The organism is Mesonia algae (assembly GCF_003253545.1).
GTDB classification, from domain to species: Bacteria; Bacteroidota; Bacteroidia; order Flavobacteriales; family Flavobacteriaceae; genus Mesonia; species Mesonia algae.
Genome location: NZ_QKYV01000001.1, coordinates 594113 through 612798, shown reverse-complemented (window position 1 = coordinate 612798; position 18686 = coordinate 594113). Strand labels below are relative to the sequence as shown.

The following is an 18686-nucleotide window of genomic DNA, read 5'->3' as shown; positions in this document are numbered from 1 at the left end:
TACTAAGAAATAAACCTAAAAACTATAAGTCTAACTATTTGCTGCCGCTTCTGCTCCACCAACAATCTCTAAAATTTCATTGGTAATCGATGCTTGACGCGCTTTGTTATAAGATAATTTTAATGAATCTCTTAATTCCGTAGCGTTATCGGTTGCTTTATGCATTGCTGTCATACGTGCTCCGTGTTCTGATGCAAAAGAGTCTCTTAGTGCTTTAAACAATTGCATTTTAAGAGACTTAGGAATTAATTCTTCAATAATCTCTTCTTTATTTGGCTCAAATACATAATCTAAAGTAACCTTCTCTTCAGTTTCAATAGGAACGATTGGTAAAAACTGTTCGTTCATTACGATTTGAGTCGCTGCATTTTTAAATTTGTTGTATACTAAGACTACTTTATCGTAATTTCCTTTTACAAACTCATCCATAATATGCTCTGCAATTTCGGCTACAGGCTCATATTCTAAATGATCAAAAATGGTATTGTCATTTTTGTCTACGGTAAAGGTTTTCTTTAAAATATCATCTGCTTTTTTCCCTAAGGTAAACAAATGTATATTCTTATCTGCAAATTCTTCAGCAGCAATCTTTTTAACCCCTTTAATGATATTACTGTTAAACGCTCCCGCTAAACCTCTGTTAGAAGAAATAGGAACAATAAGTACATTTTGTACTTCACGTTCTTCTGCAAACTTACTACTTGCACCTTCACTCAACGTAGCACTTAAACCTTGTAAAAGCTCTGTAAGTTTATCTGCGTAAGGACGCATTGCTGTAATAGCATCTTGCGCTTTACTCAACTTAGCAGCAGAAACCATTTTCATGGCACTGGTAATCTGCATGGTTGAAGAAACCGAGGTAATCCTACTACGTAATTCTTTTAAATTTGCCATTTGTTCTTAGTATTGAGTATTGAGCATTTAGAAAAACTAAATACTCAATACTTGTAATTTATATTGTACTTTACTATTCTTTAATTTGAGTATTTTACTACCCAAACCTCAGTACTCAATACTTTTTATTTTTTATACTTTGCTGAAATTTCTTTAGCTGCATTCGTTAATACATCTAAAGCTTCATCAGTTAATTTACCTGATTTTAAAGTATCTAAGGTATCTCTATGTTTAGCATCTAAGAACGCTAAATAATCTGCCTCAAATTCTTTTACTTTTTCTACAGGAACATCTCTCAATAAATTCTTAGAACCAGCGTAAACAATAGCGATTTGATTCTCTACTGGATAAGGGTCATTTTGAGCTTGCTTTAAGATCTCTACGTTACGCTTTCCTTTTTCAATTGTGCTTAAAGTAGATGCATCTAAATCTGATCCAAATTTAGCAAAAGCTTCTAATTCTCTATATTGAGCTTGATCTAATTTTAAAGTTCCAGATACTTTCTTCATCGACTTAATCTGTGCGTTACCTCCTACACGCGATACAGAAATACCAACGTTAATTGCAGGACGAACTCCAGAGTTAAATAAATCTGAGGTTAAGAAAATTTGACCATCGGTAATCGAAATTACGTTGGTTGGAATATATGCAGATACATCTCCTGCTTGAGTTTCAATAATAGGTAAAGCTGTTAAAGAACCTCCTCCTTTTACTTTGTCTTTTAAAGAATCTGGAAGATCGTTCATATCTTTAGCGATACTATCATCATTGATCACTTTTGCAGAACGCTCTAATAATCTAGAGTGTAAGAAGAATACATCTCCAGGATACGCCTCACGTCCCGGTGGACGACGTAATAAAAGAGAAACTTCACGGTAAGCTACCGCTTGTTTAGATAAATCATCATAAATAATTAATGCTGGCCTACCTGTATCTCTAAAATATTCTCCAATTGCTGCTCCAGCAAACGGTGCATAAACCTGCATAGTTGCAGGATCTGATGCGTTTGCAGCAACAATCGTAGTATAAGCTAATGCTCCTTTATCTTCTAATGTTTGTGCAATTCCGGCAACGGTAGAAGCTTTTTGCCCTATCGCTACATATATACAGTATACTGGTTCCCCAGCATCGTAAAATTCTTTTTGATTAAGAATGGTATCAATACAAACAGTAGTTTTTCCTGTTTGACGATCACCAATTACCAATTCTCTTTGTCCTCTTCCTACAGGAACAAGTGCATCAATAGATTTGATACCTGTTTGTAAAGGTTCGGTTACAGGCTCACGGTAAATTACACCAGGAGCTTTTCTTTCTAATGGCATCTGGATAGTGTCTCCAGAAATAGGACCTTTTCCATCAATAGGCTTACCTAAAGTATCAACAACACGTCCTACAATTCCTTCTCCTACATTGATAGAAGCAATTTTCTGAGTACGTTTTACCGTATCGCCTTCGCTAATTTCTTTTGAAGGACCAAGTAATACTACCCCAACATTATCTTCTGCTAGGTTAAGCACCATTCCTTGCAGTCCACTTTCAAACTCTACAAGCTCTCCATATTCTGCATTTTCAAGACCGTATACATTCGCAATACCATCTCCTACGGTTAATACTGTACCTACCTCGTCTAAAGAAGCTTTTGCTTCGAAACCAGATAGTTGCTCTTTTAAAATTGCTGAAACTTCAGCAGGATTTACGTCTGCCATAATTATTTATTATAACTGGATACTCAATCGTATCCTTTTTATTAATATTTTTTATGCGTATGCTTGATTATTAAACTTCTTTCTTAATGTATTTAATTTACCTAATACACTTGCATCATATTGTAAATCTCCTACACGTAGAATAAAGCCTCCTATAATAGAAGTATCTATTTTATTGATTAAAGTAACTTGACTACCTGTAAGCTCTTTTACCTTACTCAAAACTCTTTGCTCCATCTCTGGAGTTAAAGCTTCTACAGTAGTTACTTTAGCTACTTTAATGTTGTTGAGCTCATCGTAAAGGTAGATAAAACGATCTACGACAATAGATAATATATTAATTCTATTGTTTTCTAACAATACATCAAAGGCCTTAGAGCTAATTTCATTTACCTCTTTAAAGATTTCCTTAAGTATGCTTTGCTTTACGGATGGCTTAACCACCGGACTTTGTAACACATTCCTAAGCTCTTTGTTTTGCTCTAATGTATTTGCGATTAAACGCATATCATTATTTACCTCTGCAAGCATAGATTTCTCTTTAGAAAGATCTAAAATTGCTTTTGCGTAACGTTGAGCTGCTCTTGTATTAGCCATCTTTTAACTAATTTGATTAGTTTAACTTCACATCATCTAACATTGAATCTACCAATTTCATATGGTCTTCTTTGCTAGTTAATTCTTTACTTACTACTTTCTCTGCAATTTCTATAGAAAGACTAGCTACCTGAGTTTTTATCTCATTTAATGCTGCTTGTTTTTCCATCTTGATAGCTTCTTGAGCAGAAGCGATCATACTTTTTGCTTTTATTTCTGCCTCCCCAGAAGCATCGGCGATCATTTTCTCTTTAATTTGACGCGCTTCTTTAATCATGATGTCGCGCTCTTCTCTTGCTTCCTTTAAAAGCTTTTCATTGTTGGCTTTTAAATTCTTCATTTCAAGACGTGCATTCTCTGCAGATGCTAATGCATCATTAATAGAATCTTCACGATCTTTTACAGAGTTTAAAATAGGTTTCCAAGCAAATTTTGCCATTAAAAACAACAATACCAAAAAAACGATGGTTTGCCAGAAAAATAACCCAAATTCAGGTTTAATTAAATCCATAATTTATTCTATAATAGTTAACTCACATCAATTTTTAAGAAAACCCCTTCACAACCAACCGTTGTGAAGGAATCTCTCTTTCTAATTCTTAACGTAACACACCTAATAAAGCTGCTACTACTCCGAATAATGCTACACCTTCTACAAGTGCCGCTGCAATAATCATTGCTGTTTGGATTTTCCCTGATGCTTCTGGCTGACGAGCGATAGCTTCCATCGCTGATCCACCAATTTTACCAACACCAATTGCTGCTCCAACAACTGCTAATCCAGCTCCTAAAGCTGCCAATCCTACATATAATAATTCCATAGTAAAAAAAATTAAAAAAATTAAAAATTAATGATGTTCATGTTCTTGTACTGCCATTCCAATGAATAGCGCTGATAGCATTGTAAAAATAAACGCTTGAAGAAACGCTACCAATAACTCCAATACAGTAATAAATAATGCAAATGGAACAGAAACTCCTGCAACACCTGCACTTTCTAATATAAATATTAATCCTAATAAACTTAAAATAATAATGTGTCCAGCTGTAATGTTAGCAAATAAACGTATCATTAATGCCACTGGCTTAATTATTAAACCTAAAACTTCTACTACAGCCAAAATAGGTTTAACAAATGTAGGGATACCTGGCATCCACAATGTGTGCTTCCAGAAATCTGAATTTCCGTTTACGATAATTAAAACTAAAGTAAATAAACCTAAAGAAACTGTTACAGAAATATTACCTGTTACGTTTGCTGCACCTGGTAATAAACCTAATAAGTTCGTGATCCAGATAAAAAAGAAAACGGTCAATAAGAATGGCATAAATTTCTTATACTTCTTATCTCCTATTTGTGGTTTTGCGATATCATCTCTCACAAAAAGAACTAAAGCTTCCAATGCGTTATTTAATCCTTTTGGAGCGTGCGCGTGTTTCTTGTGATGTTTAGCTAAGCTAAAAAAGAACAACAACATCAAGACAACAGTCAAAAGCATTGCTGCAACATTTTTTGTAATAGAAAGATCAAGAGGCTTCTCTGCATTTAAAGGGTGATGATCTGCATCAAACTCAACTTCACTTGCATCCGCTTCTAATTGGTAAATTTTTTCGTGAAAGTTCACAAAACGCATTCCGTTTTTCTCAACAACGTGATGACCTTCTGTATCGTGATGAAACTCACTAGACATAAAAGTAACCAATCCATTATCTGTATACAATATTACAGGTAATGGTAATGTAAATGAACTATCTCCGCTTCCAAAAAAATGCCATCCGTGAGAATCACCAATGTGATGCATAATCATATCGGTTGGATTAAACTCTTCTTCCGCTTCAGCGATATCTTTTTTAGCAAATGACATTAAAGGCAACATAGCAAAGGCTATTGTTAATATCATTATCTTCTTTAAAGATTGGTGTGCTTTCATAGTACCCGAATTATGCTCTCTAAATTTTGCTGCAAAGATATACTTTTAATCTTTATCTGAAAGACTTGCTGTAAAAAATTTGACTCTACGTAAAATATCCTAACAAATTACTGAAAAGCAGCTATTTAGATCGTAATAATCTTACCACAAAAATAGTCTCAAAAAGAAGAAACAAAAAGTAAGGTATAAAAAAAGTAAAAATATCTAAGACCATATTAGCCTTACCTCCTTCTGCAAGTATAATAGGAAGAAGAAAGAGGATAGATAAAAACATTTTAAAGAAACTTAAGCCCATAAAGGCAAAGCCAGTTTTATCTTCAAAACCTTTGTGAATAAAAAGGAGAATAGCATAAATACCCATGGTTACCATAAAAAGGAAACCATAAATGATAAAGGTGGAATAATAGACTTCTTTTTGCAAGAACTGTTCAACCACAAAATATTGAAGCAGCCCCAGGACTAAGGTAAAAGAAAGTAAGTATTTTGAGAATTGAAAAAAGGAAAGTTTATTTTTTGTCATTATCTAAGTCTTTAACGGTTTTATACACTTGATAAAGCGCTACAAAAACCCCCAGCAAGGAACATGAAATTGTAAAGGCAGAATATTTATTTTCGATCTTTTTGTCTAGCCAAATACCCAAAAGCACGCCTCCTGTAATGACCACGGCCATTTGAAAAGCTATACCTGTAAAAACAGCCCAATTATTAAGCGGTTTTTCCTTCTTTTTTTTTGGTTCTTCGGTCATCGTTTAAATTTTTTACTGAGCTTTTCATTGCACACGTAGCATTAAAATCGGCTCCTGGCTCTATGGCTAATTTGCCTGTAATAACCTCTCCCTCTATTTGGGCTGTAGATCTTAAAGAAAGTGTATTATTCACTTTTAATTTTCCAGAAAATTTACCTTCTAAGTCAGCATTTTCACACTGCATCTCTCCTTTTATAAAACCAGACTTACCTAATACTACTTTCCCTGTAGTAGTTAAAGTTCCTTCTAAAGTTCCTTCTATTCTAAAACTTCCTTGAGCTTCAATATCTCCTTTGATAGTAGTTCCTTGAGCTATTTTATTTTGGTCCTTATTAGGGTTAGACGTTTCTTTTCTCGATTTTTTATTGTCTGAAAACATGACGTGGTTTTTTTTATTTTGTTGCTTGAGAGATGTAATCGCTTAAATTTTTATGAACTTGTACCGTTTTATAATCTTCTGATGCAATTCCTATATTTTGATAATCAATTTTATAATCCTTTTCTTTTAAAAGTTTTTCTCCAAAACCTTCTGCTCCCAATTTACTTTTAAGACCATGAACAATCAATAAAGTTTTATTAGGAGAATAAATATCTATAGAGGTATATAAATCCGTAAAGCCAAACTCTACTATAGCTTCATCAATTTTTTCCTTTAAAGCCACAACATCATCTATTGTAAATTCTTCTTTATCTGCTATTTTTTCTTTTTCCTTATCGGAATTTACTTGGTTAGTATCTACTTGTTGGATAGCTAACTCAAACGGATAAACCAACTTATATTCCTTAGCATTTTTCGGAAATTTAAACGTCTTATTTTTTAATACTGGTAAAGATTTAGAAACAATCTCTTCGGCCCTTTTCCCTTCTTCACTTTGAGGATAGGTAAGCGCAACATAGTTTAAGCCTTTCTTATATTCTTCAAAACCATAATACCTTCCAGAAGCAGTTGCTTTTAATAACTCGAATTTTGGGACAATATCATTTCCCGTAAACACTTCTATATTTTTATTGGCCTCTTCTATAACAGTTTTATATTCTTGATTCTCAAACTTACGATAAACACTAGCATAAACAGCTTCAGGACTATTTTGATCGTCTAACAAACCTCTTGGGTTCCTTAAAATAGTAGCATAACGAGAATCTGAATGATTGGTTAATATGTTTTGCTTCCATCTATTAGCATTGGCATCATCTCCCATGGCCTCATAGATTTTGTACAAGTTGTATTTAGAAGGTAAAATAAGACGCTCTTCTGGTTTATTTTCTAATAATGCTTCTAGCTTATTAGCTGCCAATTGATATTCTTTAAATTTCTCTTTATAAATAACTCCTAATTGGTAATAAGCGAAATTTCTCTCTTTACCCAAACTATCGATGAGCTTTTCATCTTTAGGAATGCTCTCTACATAGGTGACTGGCTGATATTGAGGATCGCTTTCTATCTCGGCTAAAATTGCTTCTTCAGGGTCGATTTCATCTTCCTGACTCTCGTTTTTACCTCCTTTTTCATAACGCCAATTATCGGCTAAAGCACGATTTCCCCAGGTTCTGTTAAATTTCATAACTCCTTTTGCGACTTGCTTGCTATCATAGAAATAAAAATCTCCACCGCTGCTTGCTCCACCAGCAGTACTTCTTTGTTTTCCGAAAAGGTTACTAGGGGTTTGATTTTTATTTTTCGCTTCTTCTTTGGCTTCCGCTATTGCAGTTTCTTTTAAGCTATTAGTATATTCCGTAAAGAAAGTCAAACGGTCTGCTTCAGACATATTTACCAAATTGAGAATACTGTCATTTTTAGCAGCAATATCTTCATAAAGAATCACATCGTCTAAATTGACACGTTTCTTTCTAATTGCTCTATATTCTCTGGTATTTTCAGGTAAGTTGGTTAAGGTGCTATCGTAATAAGCTCCTGCGTCTTTGTACTGTGCCGCATCAAAATTGATATTCCCTAAAGTGAGGTAATTTCTAGATTTTAAATACGTGTCTCGTGTGTCGGTTCTTAATGATTTATTGTAAAAAGTGACCGATCCCGGAATGGTATCATTAGCGCGATAATATTCTGCAATTTGATAGTAAATCTTATCTAAGAAAGGTCGGTTTTCTCTATCTTCTTCCAACTCCTGAAGCAGTTCTAATAAAGCCAAACGGTCTTGCTCATCAAAATCGTAGTTTCTTGCTTTCTCCATATATGCATTAATCATATATACTCGTGGAGATTTTCTATTGAGCGCAATAACCTCATCAAAAGTTTTATTAGCACTATCTATTTGCGCTAACCTGTCATATAACTGACCTTTAATATATAAATACCTTCCTCTTTTTTCATTAGAAGGCGTTACTCTAATCGCTTCGGTTAACGGAGCGATAGCGCTATCATTTTGCTCTAAATTAATATAAGCTTGGGCTAAAGTCGCCGAAGCATCGGCTAAATCTTCTTCCTCAAATTCTAAATCTTGAGCTAATAATTCTTTTAAATTTTTAAGCGCCGTTTCGTTATTTCCCATACGCATATTGGTCTTCTCACGCCAAATCTTTGCGGTAGCAATACGGTCACTTTCTGGATAATCGGTAATGATATAATTAAAGGCTTCTATGGCTGGGAAAAAACGCTGATCGTAATAGCGAGCTTTTCCTAAAAGCAAAAAAGCTTCATCCATTTGAGGATTATACTCTGTGCCTCCTATGTTGATGTTGTGTTTTTGAATGGCCTTTGCAGCTTTATCTTCGGCTCGTTCAAAATTTTCATTTTTGCTTTCTCCAGGCAAACGAGCTTCTTCTACAACCTGCATGCGTTCTATAGGAAGTATTTCCCAGTAGTTGTCTATATAAGTTTGCTCTACCTCATCTTTTCCTAACTCTAAAGCCAAGTTGCCATTGTAGATGATATTATAATAAGCGCCCATAGCATGGAAGTTTCTATTAAGCCATTTGTTCTTTTTTCTCGAACACGAAGCTATAGAAACCGTAGCAAGCAGGATAATTAAGATTCTTGTATATGTAGGTAAGTAATTACGTTTCATTAAGTTAAAATAGGTATAAAGAATAACTTATTCTTCCCGTTTTTAGTATGGGAGTGCGTAAAAATACATTTCTTTTAAGAAAAACAAATGTAAACCCATAATAAATTTGAGTTTGGACTTGAAGCGTAAAAATCACCTATACTGGTTTATTTCTAAAAATTTAGCACCGATATTTTATCCTCACTTACCTTGATATTCTTAATAATTTGTAGATAAGGTTTAAAGTTAAACTCTATTTGCTCCACACTTATAAGCGTTGCTACAGTAGTTGCTGGTGATGGGCTTACTAAGTTGGTACGTTCAAATTTATAAACTCCTCCTTTGGGAGCTTTATCGCCAAGTGAATCGACATAAGGCATAATACCTTTTGGTAAAGTAGGGTCAAAATAATAATTGATGACAGTATCCCCAGAGAGGCTTTTCACTTTTAAAAAATGATAGGTTTTTCCTTTAATGATTGTATCTTTTTCTTCTACCACCTCAAATTTTGGTTGTATTTTTTTTAATCCTACTATTTTATCTTTCCTTGATTTTGTAGTATCAATTTCAAAAAGTATTTGTTCTTGTTTAAGTAGAAAATTAATAGAAGCATCTTCGGTTGTTGAAGATGTCATCTTCATATTTACGCTACCCCCAGGAGTTTTAAATGATTTTTCTTCTTTAATGTCAAAATTTGCTGAATAATAAAAAGCGTAATCGCTATTTGCTATTACCACTTTATTATTATCAAACTGAGAAAAGGTTAAGTTTATTAAGCTATCTTCCGCTTTTAAGCTTACATCATAAACTGCTTTGTAGGTTTGTGCGTTTGTAAAAAAAGGAAACGTTAATAGAAAAAAAATAATTTTTTTCATGGCTTGAACTTTTAAAGTTTAATAACTAAAGTTATAAAAAAATATTTTAAAACTACCTCGCAAAATAGGTTTCTAATTCTTGAAGTGTAGCTTCGCTTGTCATCATATCTCTTACCACTTCGCCTTTGTCTAACAATACTATACGTTCGCAAACTTCGGTTACGTGAATGAGGTCGTGACTAGAAACCAACACCGTTACACCTTTGGTTTGTGCCAAATCTTTAATGATCTGTTTTAATCTAATTTGTGTGGTCGGATCTAGATTAGCAAAAGGTTCATCGAGAATCACCACTTCTGGATTACCAATAAATGAAGCTACAATACCTGCTTTTTTCTGGTTTCCTTTAGATAGATCTCTTAAGTATTTTTTTTGCTGAAGTATTTCTCCGTGAAAGAAATCTTCAAATCCGTTAAGGAGAGTATCTACATCGGCTTTGGTTTGTCCGCGTAATTCTCCTATAAAGTAAAAATATTCTTCTGCCGTAAGGTAACCTATGAGGAAACTTTCGTCGATAAAAGAAGACGTAAAAGGTTTCCAATCTTCACTTTCGTTTACTACGACTTGTTTATTTTTTATGTTCCCTGTAGTGGGCTGAATTAAATCTAGCAACAGACTAAAAAACGTGGTTTTTCCTGCTCCGTTATTTCCTACCAAACCAAAACTTTGTCCTTTAGGAATGTCTAAGGATGGAATGTTCAACACTTGGGTGCTGTTATAAGATTTGCTTAAATTATGTACTTCTATCATGATCTAAAATTGAGAGTCTTAATTATTTTTTTTCGTCGAATGCGGCTATGGTTTTGTATTTTCCTTTTTGGTACACTTTTTCAATTTGATTGAGAAAGAAATTTTTAAATACCAAACCTAAAATTCCGCTTAAAGCGAGCGCTAAAATCCCAGCTTCAAAATTGATAAACTTATACGGAAGGTAAAAAATAAGCATCGGCCCAGCCATTTTAGGTAAGGCAATTAACAATTGCGTTGGGTTAAAACCTTGTGTATTGCTAAAGGCTTTTGCTTTTACGTTAAGTTCTACCGGAACACGATTTAGAACGCCTCCATACAAAGTAATAAAAGAGTTTAAGCCGATATTAAATAAGGCTCCAGCAGCAATCATACTATAAATCTTGTAGCCAAAATATAAATATGGGGTACTTAAAATAAAGGAAGCTACTACAGCTACGACCATTAAATACCATTTAGACTCTAAATATTTCCGATAAGGAATATTCTGACTCATCAACATTTTATAATATTCGCTATCCCAAGAAGGAACTAATTGTCCGAAGGAAAGTAAAAATCCGCCCGTGACAAAAATCGAAGCAAAAGCTAAAAATGCAGGCATATCTCTATACATATCTTGCGTGTAAAATATGAGTCCATAAAATAAAAAAAGAAAAGACATCATTAAAACTTGCTTAGGTCTTGCGTTACGAATAATGAGTTTTACATCGTTTTTTAAGAATGGTGCAATCGAGCCAAAACGGTTTAGAAAACCTAAATCTGTAGAACTTACTTCTTTACTTTCTTTACGGATGGCATCGTCTAAATAAAAACCCTCTCTTATAAATTTATAATTCCTACGATACAACAAAATCATTAACAATAACGGAATACTTACCGCATACCACTTGTTATAAATTTCATTAAAAAACAAACCAGCATATTCTGCAATAGGATAAATATGATAAAACTCTAATAAGATTAAAGCTCCTAAAACCGCTACGATTGCATAGAAAACTTTGTTGTTTTTATTTAGTAAAAAATTGAGGTAGTTTAGGGAAATGGTAAAAAACACCATCGAGAAGAACCAACAAATGACTTGAAACGGATTATAACCTTGCGCTAACAAGACGATACTAAAAGGAAGAAAAAAGAAAAGCGGTAAAATATTAAAAAAAGAAAGGGTTGTTTTCCCTAATAAATAATGAATCACCGTTTCTCGTTTTATGGGAATAATCATATAGGGTTTAATATTCATCACTGGTAATTGCTGCATAAAAAACCGGAAACCTAAATCGATCAGAAACCAAAACACCAAATAATTATTTACCACCTCTAAAGGATCTTCATTTGGGAAACCATCTTCTATAAGAAAGAATGAAAATACACCTAAAACCCCAAAGCAAACGATAAAATAAAGTGCTGCTAAAATGAGTAATATTTTAATGGCTAAGCCTTTTTGAAAATAGGAAGAACGAGAAAATTGCTTCCACTCTAGTGATAGAAATCGTTTAAACATAAAGTTTCTTCTTTTTTATTTCTTAGAGTAAGTTAGTACCTACCATTTGATTAGTGCTAAAATGTTGAAAATGTTACAAAGTCTGCATCTTTAATTCGGGGTATGCCTCTTGCAGTATTTCATCTCGCTTCCGCGGAAGTAAAAACAGGGTAATGTAAAATACTAAGGTAACTCCTGTAAGTAGTAAGCCATATATAATGCCTATCCAAATATTTATCTCCACTTCTTTTGTTATTAAAACTAGAAGTTGGATAGGTAAATTTAAAAAAGCTCCAAATTGCCCAGTATGATTAAGTAAGGTTTCTAATAAATAGGGTTTCTGCTTACTCTGTTTTCTTAATCTTTTTATTTCTTTATTATTTTTATAAAACCTCAAACTAAATAAGATTACGAGACAAAGTAAAATTCCTATTAAAATGTAAACGCCATAAGTAATTTGTGTTATCAAGGTAAAACTTACCAAAAACGCAGTAGCTAAAATTACCACCTTAGGCAGTTTTAAAAATTCTTTAGCTTCTTTCCACATGAGTTGATGATAGCGTTTTTGCATTGCAGCTTGTCTCGCTTCTACCACTTCTAGAAAACCAAAGACACCAAACTTTTTAAATTCTTCTTGCAAAGCAGTTTCAAAATCTTTGTCTGGATTTTCTTGCCACTGCTCTTCAATAGCATTGGCAAGGTGATCTACCAATTCTAATTGTACATCGTAATAATCTACAAAATGCTGATCGGTAAACTGAAAAAGACGCTCTATTTGAAGTGAGGTTACTTTTTTCATGTCAATGACATTTTATTTTTATACATTTTGATAAAATGATAAGCTGAAAAAGCAATACTAAGGTTTAACCAAAAAACAAAAATCAACACATAAAAATTAGAACTATTTCCTTCTAAAGATCTAAGAAAAAAATTATTTGTAATTGAGTTTATTAATACAGCATATAAAGCGAAACGATGTAAAAAGGAATATTTAAACTTTCTATAAATGATTGCAGGAACACCTATGTATAAAATTGGAGAAAATACGAGAACCGAGTAAAGCCAATAAATTTTATTTACTTCACTTAAATAAGTAGTGACGCCTAATAAAAATAGGCTTATAACCACAGGAAAAGAAAATAAGTTTTTGCAAACCAAAACAAGTAATTTTTTATCTACACTCCAAGAATATTTTGTGCTACTTTTTAAAAGCTCCTTTTTATTAACCACCATATAAGCTTTAAAAGCTTCATAAAATTCAGTTTGCTCTGCTTGCATTTTAGCTTCTACCGCACTGGCTACGTGGTCTAGCATTTCTAAACGAACATCTATATATTCTACCCCAGAGTTTTTAAGGTAATTGTCTATAAACTCTAATTCTCTCTTGCCTAACTTTCTCATACTAAATCAAACTGTTTTTTATATTCATTAAAAAGTTGATAAAGTGATAGGAAGAATGAAATATTAATAAGAATAAATAAAGCTAAAATCCATTCATAATAGGGTATTTCTCTTTCTAACACATACATGTGCATGATATAATCAAAAGACATAATGATAGAAACCAACTTCTGAAGATGGAGGTATTTTTGTTTTTTATAAGTCTTTGTAATTAATACAATGGCTACAAATTCTAAAAAGAACAAGCCCAAACTAAAAAGTATCAAATGTTGTTTTAAGAAATCAAATAAAACAACAGTTATTATTACAACAGCAGCAGTAATTACTAATGACAAAGGATGAAATAGATTTTTGCCTACCATTTGTAAAACTTTCTTTAAAGATTCTTTAGCAAAAGAATCTGTTTGTTTTAAAAGCTCCTTTTTATTCATTACCATATAAGCTTTAAAAGTCTCATAAAAATCGGTTTGCTTCTCTTTCATTTTAGCTTCTACCGCGCTTGCTACATGGTCTAACATTTCTAAGCGAACATCTATATATTCTACCCCAGAATTTTTTAGGTAATTGTCTATAAACTCCAATTCTTCCTGACCTAACTTTATCATCCTAAACTCGGTTTTGGATTCATAAGTCCGTTCATGGTTTCCATAAAGCGCTCTAGCTCTTCGAGTTTAGATACTGTTTCGGTAGTTCCTTTTTGGGTAAGTTTATAATATTTACGCAAACGATTATCTACTTTTTGCATTTCTACTTCTAGTAAACCATCGGCTTCTAACTTATGCAAAGCGGGATAAAGTGCACCTTCGGTAATTTTTAATTCTCCCTTTGTAAGTTCTTTTACTCGTTGGGTTATTTCGTAGCCATACATTTTATCTTCCTTAGAAAGCAATTTTAAAATGATGGTCGAAAGACTTCCCTTATATAACTTTGAATTCGACATAAATTTTGGTTTCAACTAGAATCCAAACATACATAAATTTCTTATGCATAAAAAACTTAGGTATTAGTTTTTATCTTATTTGCTTTAAAAGAACGGCGGACTTTGTATTTTTGCCAAAAATTTTGAAGAAAATGAAAAATTTTCATCCGTTAACGGTAAAAGAAATCATAAGAGAAACTCCAAAAGCAATTAGTATTGTTTTTGAGATTCCGCAAGAATTAAAAGAAGTATTTCACTTCGATGCGGGACAATATATCACGATCAAGAAAAAATTTGATGGTAAAGAAGTAAGACGTTCTTATTCTATTTCATCTACTCCTGGTAGTAATAATTTAAAAGTGAGCGTTAAGCAGGTAGAAGGTGGTTTATTTTCATCCTACGCCAACAATCAACTAAAAGAGGGAGAGATATTAGAAGTTTTTCCGCCAGAAGGCAAATTTACCTATCAAGCTCCAAGCGATGGAAAATCTCATGATTATGCAGCTTTTGCAGCAGGTAGCGGAATAACTCCTATACTTTCTATCTTAAAAAGTGTTTTAAAGAAAGAACAGCACAGCAGGTTTGTCTTAGTTTACGGAAATAAAACTCCGCAAGAAACCATCTACTTTAAAGAGTTGTTAGAAATTCAGCAAGAGTTTCCAGACCGTGTATTTATTGAGTTTGTATACAGTCAAGCAAAAGATAAAGATTCTTTCTTTGGCAGAATTGAACGCAGCACCGTTAATTTTGTACTGAAAAATAAATTCAAAGGTCATCATTTTGAAGCGGTTTACCTTTGCGGACCTGAACAAATGATCGATTTAGTCTCTGAAGTGTTACAAGAAAATGAGGTTGAAAAAGAACGCATACATTTTGAATTGTTTACCTCAACAGAAACAGGAGAAGTAGATGCCAACCTTGACGGAAAAACCACGATTACGGTGATGGTAGATGATGAGGAAACTACCTTTGAAATGGACCAAAAAGCGACAATTTTAGATGCGGTTCTTGATAAAGATCTAGACGCTCCTTATTCTTGCCAAGGCGGAATTTGCAGTAGCTGCATTGCTCGCATCACCGAAGGAAAAGCCGAAATGATGAAAAACCAAATCTTAACCGACGAAGAGATCGAAGAAGGTTTAACACTTACGTGCCAAGCACATCCTACGACATCGACGATTAAAGTTGATTTTGATGATGTTTAATTAGTAATAAGAAGTGAGAGTTTAGTAGTGAGAGACGAGACGATATGAGCCTCAGGCTTTTCATGCTGAATAAGTTCAGCATCTCATCAGTATAAAAAATTTAAAAACCTCTCTTATACAGAGAGGTTTTTTTATGAATTTAATAGGTGTAATATTTATTTTTTCTTCATTAAATTTTAATTAATAAGCAGGTTGTTGTTTTGCTCTTTGGTATTGCATAAGTGCATTTACATAATAAACAGCTGCACCAACGAGAGGAAAAGCCAACACGATGAGTACCCAAAGAACTTTTGGTAAGCTTTCTTTTTCGTTTTTAAGAATTAAAAATAAGCTGCCACCAATAAAAAAGATGGAAAAAATTAAAAGAATTAGCAAAAATAACGGAGTTTGTAGTGTCATAATTCAAGTATTTAAAAATAAATTTAAAGAAAATCTTTTACACGAAAAACTATTCCTGAGTTATCCTCCATATTTTAGCAATCACGTAAAGCACAAAAACTCCGATAAGTATATACAATCTTCTTCTCTTATTTTGATCGAGTTCTTTAAAACGATACAAGTTTACCGAAATATATAAAGCACATATTCCTATAATGATATACGTAAAAATTGGGGTGTTAAAATCCATAGTTTAATTAATAAGTTCTTCTTGTTTTAGTAATTGCTCTAGCTCTTTGCTGTATTGATATACCTCTTCTTGATTGTTGGTGTAGATTTTAAAATCATATTTCATAAAAGGAATATTTTCTACCCAAATACTTCCTTCTTCAACATTATTTGTTTGTTCGAGCATGGGTTTTGCTTTTCCAATAGACATATTATGAATATACAAAGTATCTTTATTTGCACTCGATGAAAACGAGCTTGTATTACTATCTAAAATAGCTCGTTCTTTATATTCTACGACTAAATTTTCACTTTCTATGCGGTGATTTTTAGAAGAAGGATATTGTAATGCCATAAATAGCAATAACATTAATAACCCGTTGTAAAAAGCATGAAATAACATCGCTTTTATAAGTCCGAAGTTAATGGTGATCCACAATAAAATTAATCCCATCCCAAATTGTGCTAAAATGGCTATCGTACCTAATGAGGTCATAAAATCTTCTGCGGTATAATGAATCCCTGCAAAGAGTACCGCATTCATAATAAGTAATGTATTAATGTGTTTTTTGCCACTTCTATCATTCACAAATATCGTCGCGATATATAACACTAGTAATGCTAAAGCAAAATAGCTAAACGACAATCCTATAAAAACAAGCAGAACTATAAAAGATATAATCCTAAGCCATCTTTTAGCGGTAAAAAAACCTCTAAAAGCGACTTCTTCTAAAAGCGGAGCAAGAATAACTGCCATCACAACAAACCACTCAAATGAAAGCTTATCTCCTATCATATCTCTAGAAATAGGTGGATATTCTATTCCTAAAGCTGAAAATATCGCGTATAAAAAGATCAATAAAGTAAAGCTAGCTACACCAAGTTTTAAGAGCCAGTTTTTGAGGGTATTTTTAAACATTTATACAAATGATTTAATTTTATCTATAATCTTCCTTGGCGGAATACTTTCCATCACCGTTTCATAGCCTTCTACTTGCTTATTTCCATAGATGGAAGTAGGTAAGAAAGGATATTTCTTTAAACTCGGAAGCACTTGATTTTCTATTGGTTGCTTAAATGGTGCAAATCCTGCATAAGGATGTGTGGCTCCCCACACCGTGATTACCGGAATTTGATACATAGCAGCCATATGCCCGTTTCCACTATCCATAGAAAGCATTACGTCTAGATTGGCGATGATATGCAATTCTTCCGCGAAAGCATAAACACCTACCAAGCTGGTGACATTTTGATATTTTGAAGCTAAAGCAGATAATAATTGCTTTTCATTTTCACCGCCGCCAAACAAGAAAACTTGAAGATTCTCTTCTGCATTTAACTCGGCAATTACCTCTTCCATTAAAGAAAGCGGATACATTTTTGATTTGTGGGCAGCAAACGGAGCTATCCCTATCCATTTTTTGGTATTCGGTTGTAGCTGCTGCTGAAATTGCTTAGGTAAATTTGGATTTTTAAACTTAACCTCTTGTGATAGATCTACAGGAAAACCTAATTGTGCCAACACCTTTTCATAACGCTCGTGAGTCGTTTGTAAAGGGCGAATGCTTTTAAGTTTTAAAGCTGTAAGTTGTTTTTTCTCTGTTCTGCCTTTGTCTATCGCTGCAGATTTAATTCCGTAAAGGAAAAAGAAAAACCGAAGAATCTTAGAACGCAAGACGTTATGAACATCGGCTACCGCGTCTACCTCTAGACTTTTTATCTCTTTCGCTAATTTCCACAGACCAAAAATACCTTTGTGCTTTGTTTTTACATCTGCAGCAAGCACGTTGACTTCTGGTAAATCTTTAAAAAGCTTACCAAAAAAAGGTTTGGTCACCATCGTCACTTTTACGTGTGGATGCTGCTTTAAAAATCTTCTTAATATGGGAACCAGCATCGCCACATCGCCCAAGGCTGAGAGTCTTATAATGGCGATGTGTTGAACTGTTGTTTTCACTTAGCGTGAATTATTTTTGACCTCTTAAAACAGGATTAAGCTCGTCATCATTGTACATTTTCATTTGCTTGTACACTTTCATGTACTTGTCACCATTTTCAATATCGGTAAGCAATTGATTAATCGCTGTAGACAAATCTACACGTTGCTCTAACAACACATCTAATTTTGCTTGGCAAGCCATTTGGTGTTCTTGAGAAGCATCTTTACGTGTTGCCTCTTCATGCATATGATAAATTTTTAAAGCTAAAATCGATAAACGATCTACCCCCCAAGCTGGACTCTCGGTATTAATGGTAGCATCTGCCTTTGGAGTTGCATCTTTATACTTCTCTAAGAAATAAGAATCTATATACTCTACCATATCGGTACGATCTTGGTTAGAAGCATCAATTTGACGTTTTAATTTTAACGCAGAAACAGGATCAATTTGTGGATCGCGTATAATATCTTCATAATGCCATTGCACCGTATCTATCCAAGATTTTCTATAAAGCAAATGCGCTAGTAAGTCATCTTTTTCTCCATAAGGATTCTCAAAAGGTTGATCTACTGTATTTACCTCGTGGTATTTTTCTATTACTTCTTGAAATATTTTATTTGCCTTGTCTGAAAACATAATTTC

Annotated in this window: 23 protein-coding genes; 1 reads left to right on the top strand and 22 read right to left on the bottom strand. The window is 33.4% G+C overall.

Annotated elements, in window-relative coordinates; all coding sequences use genetic code 11:
* Positions 1-30 precede the first annotated feature (30 nt).
* From atpG to LX95_RS02815, 17 genes are all read right to left on the bottom strand, one after another.
* Positions 31-894 (bottom strand): ATP synthase F1 subunit gamma, encoded by an 864-nt coding sequence (gene atpG, locus LX95_RS02895; RefSeq protein ID WP_111539909.1) that lies wholly within the window; start codon positions 892-894, stop codon positions 31-33.
* Between the two features lie 125 nt (positions 895-1019).
* Positions 1020-2600: a F0F1 ATP synthase subunit alpha gene (gene atpA / locus LX95_RS02890; protein ID WP_111539908.1), complete on the bottom strand. Its 1581-nt coding sequence runs from the start codon at positions 2598-2600 to the stop codon at positions 1020-1022.
* 51 nt (positions 2601-2651) lie between these two features.
* Positions 2652-3197, bottom strand: a complete 546-nt coding sequence (gene atpH / locus LX95_RS02885) for an ATP synthase F1 subunit delta (protein WP_111539907.1) — start codon at positions 3195-3197, stop codon at positions 2652-2654.
* Between the two features lie 16 nt (positions 3198-3213).
* Entirely contained in the window at positions 3214-3708 is a 495-nt protein-coding gene (locus LX95_RS02880; protein WP_111539906.1) for a F0F1 ATP synthase subunit B, read from the bottom strand.
* Positions 3709-3796: 88 nt separating this feature from the next.
* Positions 3797-4018, bottom strand: a complete 222-nt coding sequence (atpE, locus tag LX95_RS02875; RefSeq protein ID WP_111539905.1) for an ATP synthase F0 subunit C — start codon at positions 4016-4018, stop codon at positions 3797-3799.
* A 27-nt stretch (positions 4019-4045) separates the two neighbouring features.
* Positions 4046-5128 (bottom strand): F0F1 ATP synthase subunit A, encoded by a 1083-nt coding sequence (gene atpB / locus LX95_RS02870; RefSeq protein ID WP_111539904.1) that lies wholly within the window; start codon positions 5126-5128, stop codon positions 4046-4048.
* Between the two features lie 121 nt (positions 5129-5249).
* A complete protein-coding gene (locus tag LX95_RS02865; protein ID WP_111539903.1) occupies positions 5250-5648 on the bottom strand; it encodes a hypothetical protein in 399 nt (132 codons plus the stop codon).
* The gene (locus LX95_RS02860) at positions 5635-5874 is read right to left on the bottom strand and encodes an AtpZ/AtpI family protein (protein WP_111539902.1); all 240 of its coding nucleotides are present in this window, start codon (positions 5872-5874) and stop codon (positions 5635-5637) included. Before LX95_RS02860 ends, LX95_RS02865 begins: the two co-directional genes overlap by 14 nt.
* A complete protein-coding gene (locus LX95_RS02855; RefSeq protein WP_111539901.1) occupies positions 5834-6253 on the bottom strand; it encodes a bactofilin family protein in 420 nt (139 codons plus the stop codon). The genes LX95_RS02860 and LX95_RS02855 overlap by 41 nt, the downstream gene beginning before the upstream one ends.
* A gap of 13 nt (positions 6254-6266) precedes the next feature.
* On the bottom strand, positions 6267-8897 hold the full coding sequence (porW, locus tag LX95_RS02850; RefSeq protein ID WP_111539900.1) for a type IX secretion system periplasmic lipoprotein PorW/SprE: 2631 nt from the start codon (positions 8895-8897) through the stop codon (positions 6267-6269).
* Positions 8898-9049: 152 nt separating this feature from the next.
* Complete coding sequence (locus tag LX95_RS02845; protein WP_111539899.1) at positions 9050-9751, bottom strand: hypothetical protein; 702 nt, start codon at positions 9749-9751, stop codon at positions 9050-9052.
* 52 nt (positions 9752-9803) lie between these two features.
* Entirely contained in the window at positions 9804-10499 is a 696-nt protein-coding gene (locus tag LX95_RS02840; protein ID WP_111539898.1) for an ABC transporter ATP-binding protein, read from the bottom strand.
* 22 nt (positions 10500-10521) lie between these two features.
* Complete coding sequence (locus LX95_RS02835) at positions 10522-11994, bottom strand: DUF5687 family protein (protein ID WP_111539897.1); 1473 nt, start codon at positions 11992-11994, stop codon at positions 10522-10524.
* 73 nt (positions 11995-12067) lie between these two features.
* Positions 12068-12772: a hypothetical protein gene (locus tag LX95_RS02830; RefSeq protein WP_111539896.1), complete on the bottom strand. Its 705-nt coding sequence runs from the start codon at positions 12770-12772 to the stop codon at positions 12068-12070.
* Positions 12769-13374 (bottom strand): hypothetical protein, encoded by a 606-nt coding sequence (locus LX95_RS02825; protein ID WP_111539895.1) that lies wholly within the window; start codon positions 13372-13374, stop codon positions 12769-12771. The genes LX95_RS02830 and LX95_RS02825 overlap by 4 nt, the downstream gene beginning before the upstream one ends.
* Entirely contained in the window at positions 13371-13979 is a 609-nt protein-coding gene (locus LX95_RS02820; protein ID WP_111539894.1) for a hypothetical protein, read from the bottom strand. Before LX95_RS02820 ends, LX95_RS02825 begins: the two co-directional genes overlap by 4 nt.
* Entirely contained in the window at positions 13976-14314 is a 339-nt protein-coding gene (locus tag LX95_RS02815) for a PadR family transcriptional regulator (RefSeq protein ID WP_111539893.1), read from the bottom strand. The genes LX95_RS02820 and LX95_RS02815 overlap by 4 nt, the downstream gene beginning before the upstream one ends.
* A gap of 131 nt (positions 14315-14445) precedes the next feature.
* Between LX95_RS02815 and LX95_RS02810 the strand changes: the two genes are divergently transcribed.
* Entirely contained in the window at positions 14446-15498 is a 1053-nt protein-coding gene (locus tag LX95_RS02810; RefSeq protein WP_111539892.1) for a ferredoxin--NADP reductase, read from the top strand.
* Positions 15499-15678: 180 nt separating this feature from the next.
* Here LX95_RS02810 and LX95_RS02805 read toward each other — a convergent pair whose 3' ends face one another.
* Genes LX95_RS02805 through LX95_RS02790 form a run of 5 tightly spaced genes read right to left on the bottom strand, consistent with a single transcriptional unit; the run spans position 15679 to position 18680 of the window.
* Positions 15679-15897, bottom strand: coding sequence for a PLD nuclease N-terminal domain-containing protein (locus tag LX95_RS02805; protein WP_111539891.1), 219 nt, complete (start codon positions 15895-15897; stop codon positions 15679-15681).
* 49 nt (positions 15898-15946) lie between these two features.
* Positions 15947-16126, bottom strand: coding sequence for a hypothetical protein (locus tag LX95_RS14525; RefSeq protein ID WP_146240731.1), 180 nt, complete (start codon positions 16124-16126; stop codon positions 15947-15949).
* Positions 16127-16129: 3 nt separating this feature from the next.
* Positions 16130-17023, bottom strand: a complete 894-nt coding sequence (locus tag LX95_RS02800; RefSeq protein ID WP_111539890.1) for an MFS transporter — start codon at positions 17021-17023, stop codon at positions 16130-16132.
* Positions 17024-18061 carry a glycosyltransferase family 9 protein gene (locus tag LX95_RS02795; protein WP_245924711.1) on the bottom strand — a complete coding sequence of 346 codons (1038 nt, stop codon included), beginning with the start codon at positions 18059-18061 and terminating at the stop codon, positions 17024-17026.
* A 10-nt stretch (positions 18062-18071) separates the two neighbouring features.
* Positions 18072-18680: a DUF4254 domain-containing protein gene (locus tag LX95_RS02790; RefSeq protein WP_111539889.1), complete on the bottom strand. Its 609-nt coding sequence runs from the start codon at positions 18678-18680 to the stop codon at positions 18072-18074.
* Between the last annotated feature and the right edge of the window lie 6 nt (positions 18681-18686).

Coding starts and splice junctions, on each gene's coding strand:
- atpG (WP_111539909.1), bottom strand. CDS start 894: ATGGCAAATTTAAAAGAATTACGTAGTAGGATTACCTCGGTTTCTTCA.
- atpA (WP_111539908.1), bottom strand. CDS start 2,600: ATGGCAGACGTAAATCCTGCTGAAGTTTCAGCAATTTTAAAAGAGCAA.
- atpH (WP_111539907.1), bottom strand. CDS start 3,197: ATGGCTAATACAAGAGCAGCTCAACGTTACGCAAAAGCAATTTTAGAT.
- LX95_RS02880 (WP_111539906.1), bottom strand. CDS start 3,708: ATGGATTTAATTAAACCTGAATTTGGGTTATTTTTCTGGCAAACCATC.
- atpE (WP_111539905.1), bottom strand. CDS start 4,018: ATGGAATTATTATATGTAGGATTGGCAGCTTTAGGAGCTGGATTAGCA.
- atpB (WP_111539904.1), bottom strand. CDS start 5,128: ATGAAAGCACACCAATCTTTAAAGAAGATAATGATATTAACAATAGCC.
- LX95_RS02865 (WP_111539903.1), bottom strand. CDS start 5,648: ATGACAAAAAATAAACTTTCCTTTTTTCAATTCTCAAAATACTTACTT.
- LX95_RS02860 (WP_111539902.1), bottom strand. CDS start 5,874: ATGACCGAAGAACCAAAAAAAAAGAAGGAAAAACCGCTTAATAATTGG.
- LX95_RS02855 (WP_111539901.1), bottom strand. CDS start 6,253: ATGTTTTCAGACAATAAAAAATCGAGAAAAGAAACGTCTAACCCTAAT.
- porW (WP_111539900.1), bottom strand. CDS start 8,897: ATGAAACGTAATTACTTACCTACATATACAAGAATCTTAATTATCCTG.
- LX95_RS02845 (WP_111539899.1), bottom strand. CDS start 9,751: ATGAAAAAAATTATTTTTTTTCTATTAACGTTTCCTTTTTTTACAAAC.
- LX95_RS02840 (WP_111539898.1), bottom strand. CDS start 10,499: ATGATAGAAGTACATAATTTAAGCAAATCTTATAACAGCACCCAAGTG.
- LX95_RS02835 (WP_111539897.1), bottom strand. CDS start 11,994: ATGTTTAAACGATTTCTATCACTAGAGTGGAAGCAATTTTCTCGTTCT.
- LX95_RS02830 (WP_111539896.1), bottom strand. CDS start 12,772: ATGAAAAAAGTAACCTCACTTCAAATAGAGCGTCTTTTTCAGTTTACC.
- LX95_RS02825 (WP_111539895.1), bottom strand. CDS start 13,374: ATGAGAAAGTTAGGCAAGAGAGAATTAGAGTTTATAGACAATTACCTT.
- LX95_RS02820 (WP_111539894.1), bottom strand. CDS start 13,979: ATGATAAAGTTAGGTCAGGAAGAATTGGAGTTTATAGACAATTACCTA.
- LX95_RS02815 (WP_111539893.1), bottom strand. CDS start 14,314: ATGTCGAATTCAAAGTTATATAAGGGAAGTCTTTCGACCATCATTTTA.
- LX95_RS02810 (WP_111539892.1), top strand. CDS start 14,446: ATGAAAAATTTTCATCCGTTAACGGTAAAAGAAATCATAAGAGAAACT.
- LX95_RS02805 (WP_111539891.1), bottom strand. CDS start 15,897: ATGACACTACAAACTCCGTTATTTTTGCTAATTCTTTTAATTTTTTCC.
- LX95_RS14525 (WP_146240731.1), bottom strand. CDS start 16,126: ATGGATTTTAACACCCCAATTTTTACGTATATCATTATAGGAATATGT.
- LX95_RS02800 (WP_111539890.1), bottom strand. CDS start 17,023: ATGTTTAAAAATACCCTCAAAAACTGGCTCTTAAAACTTGGTGTAGCT.
- LX95_RS02790 (WP_111539889.1), bottom strand. CDS start 18,680: ATGTTTTCAGACAAGGCAAATAAAATATTTCAAGAAGTAATAGAAAAA.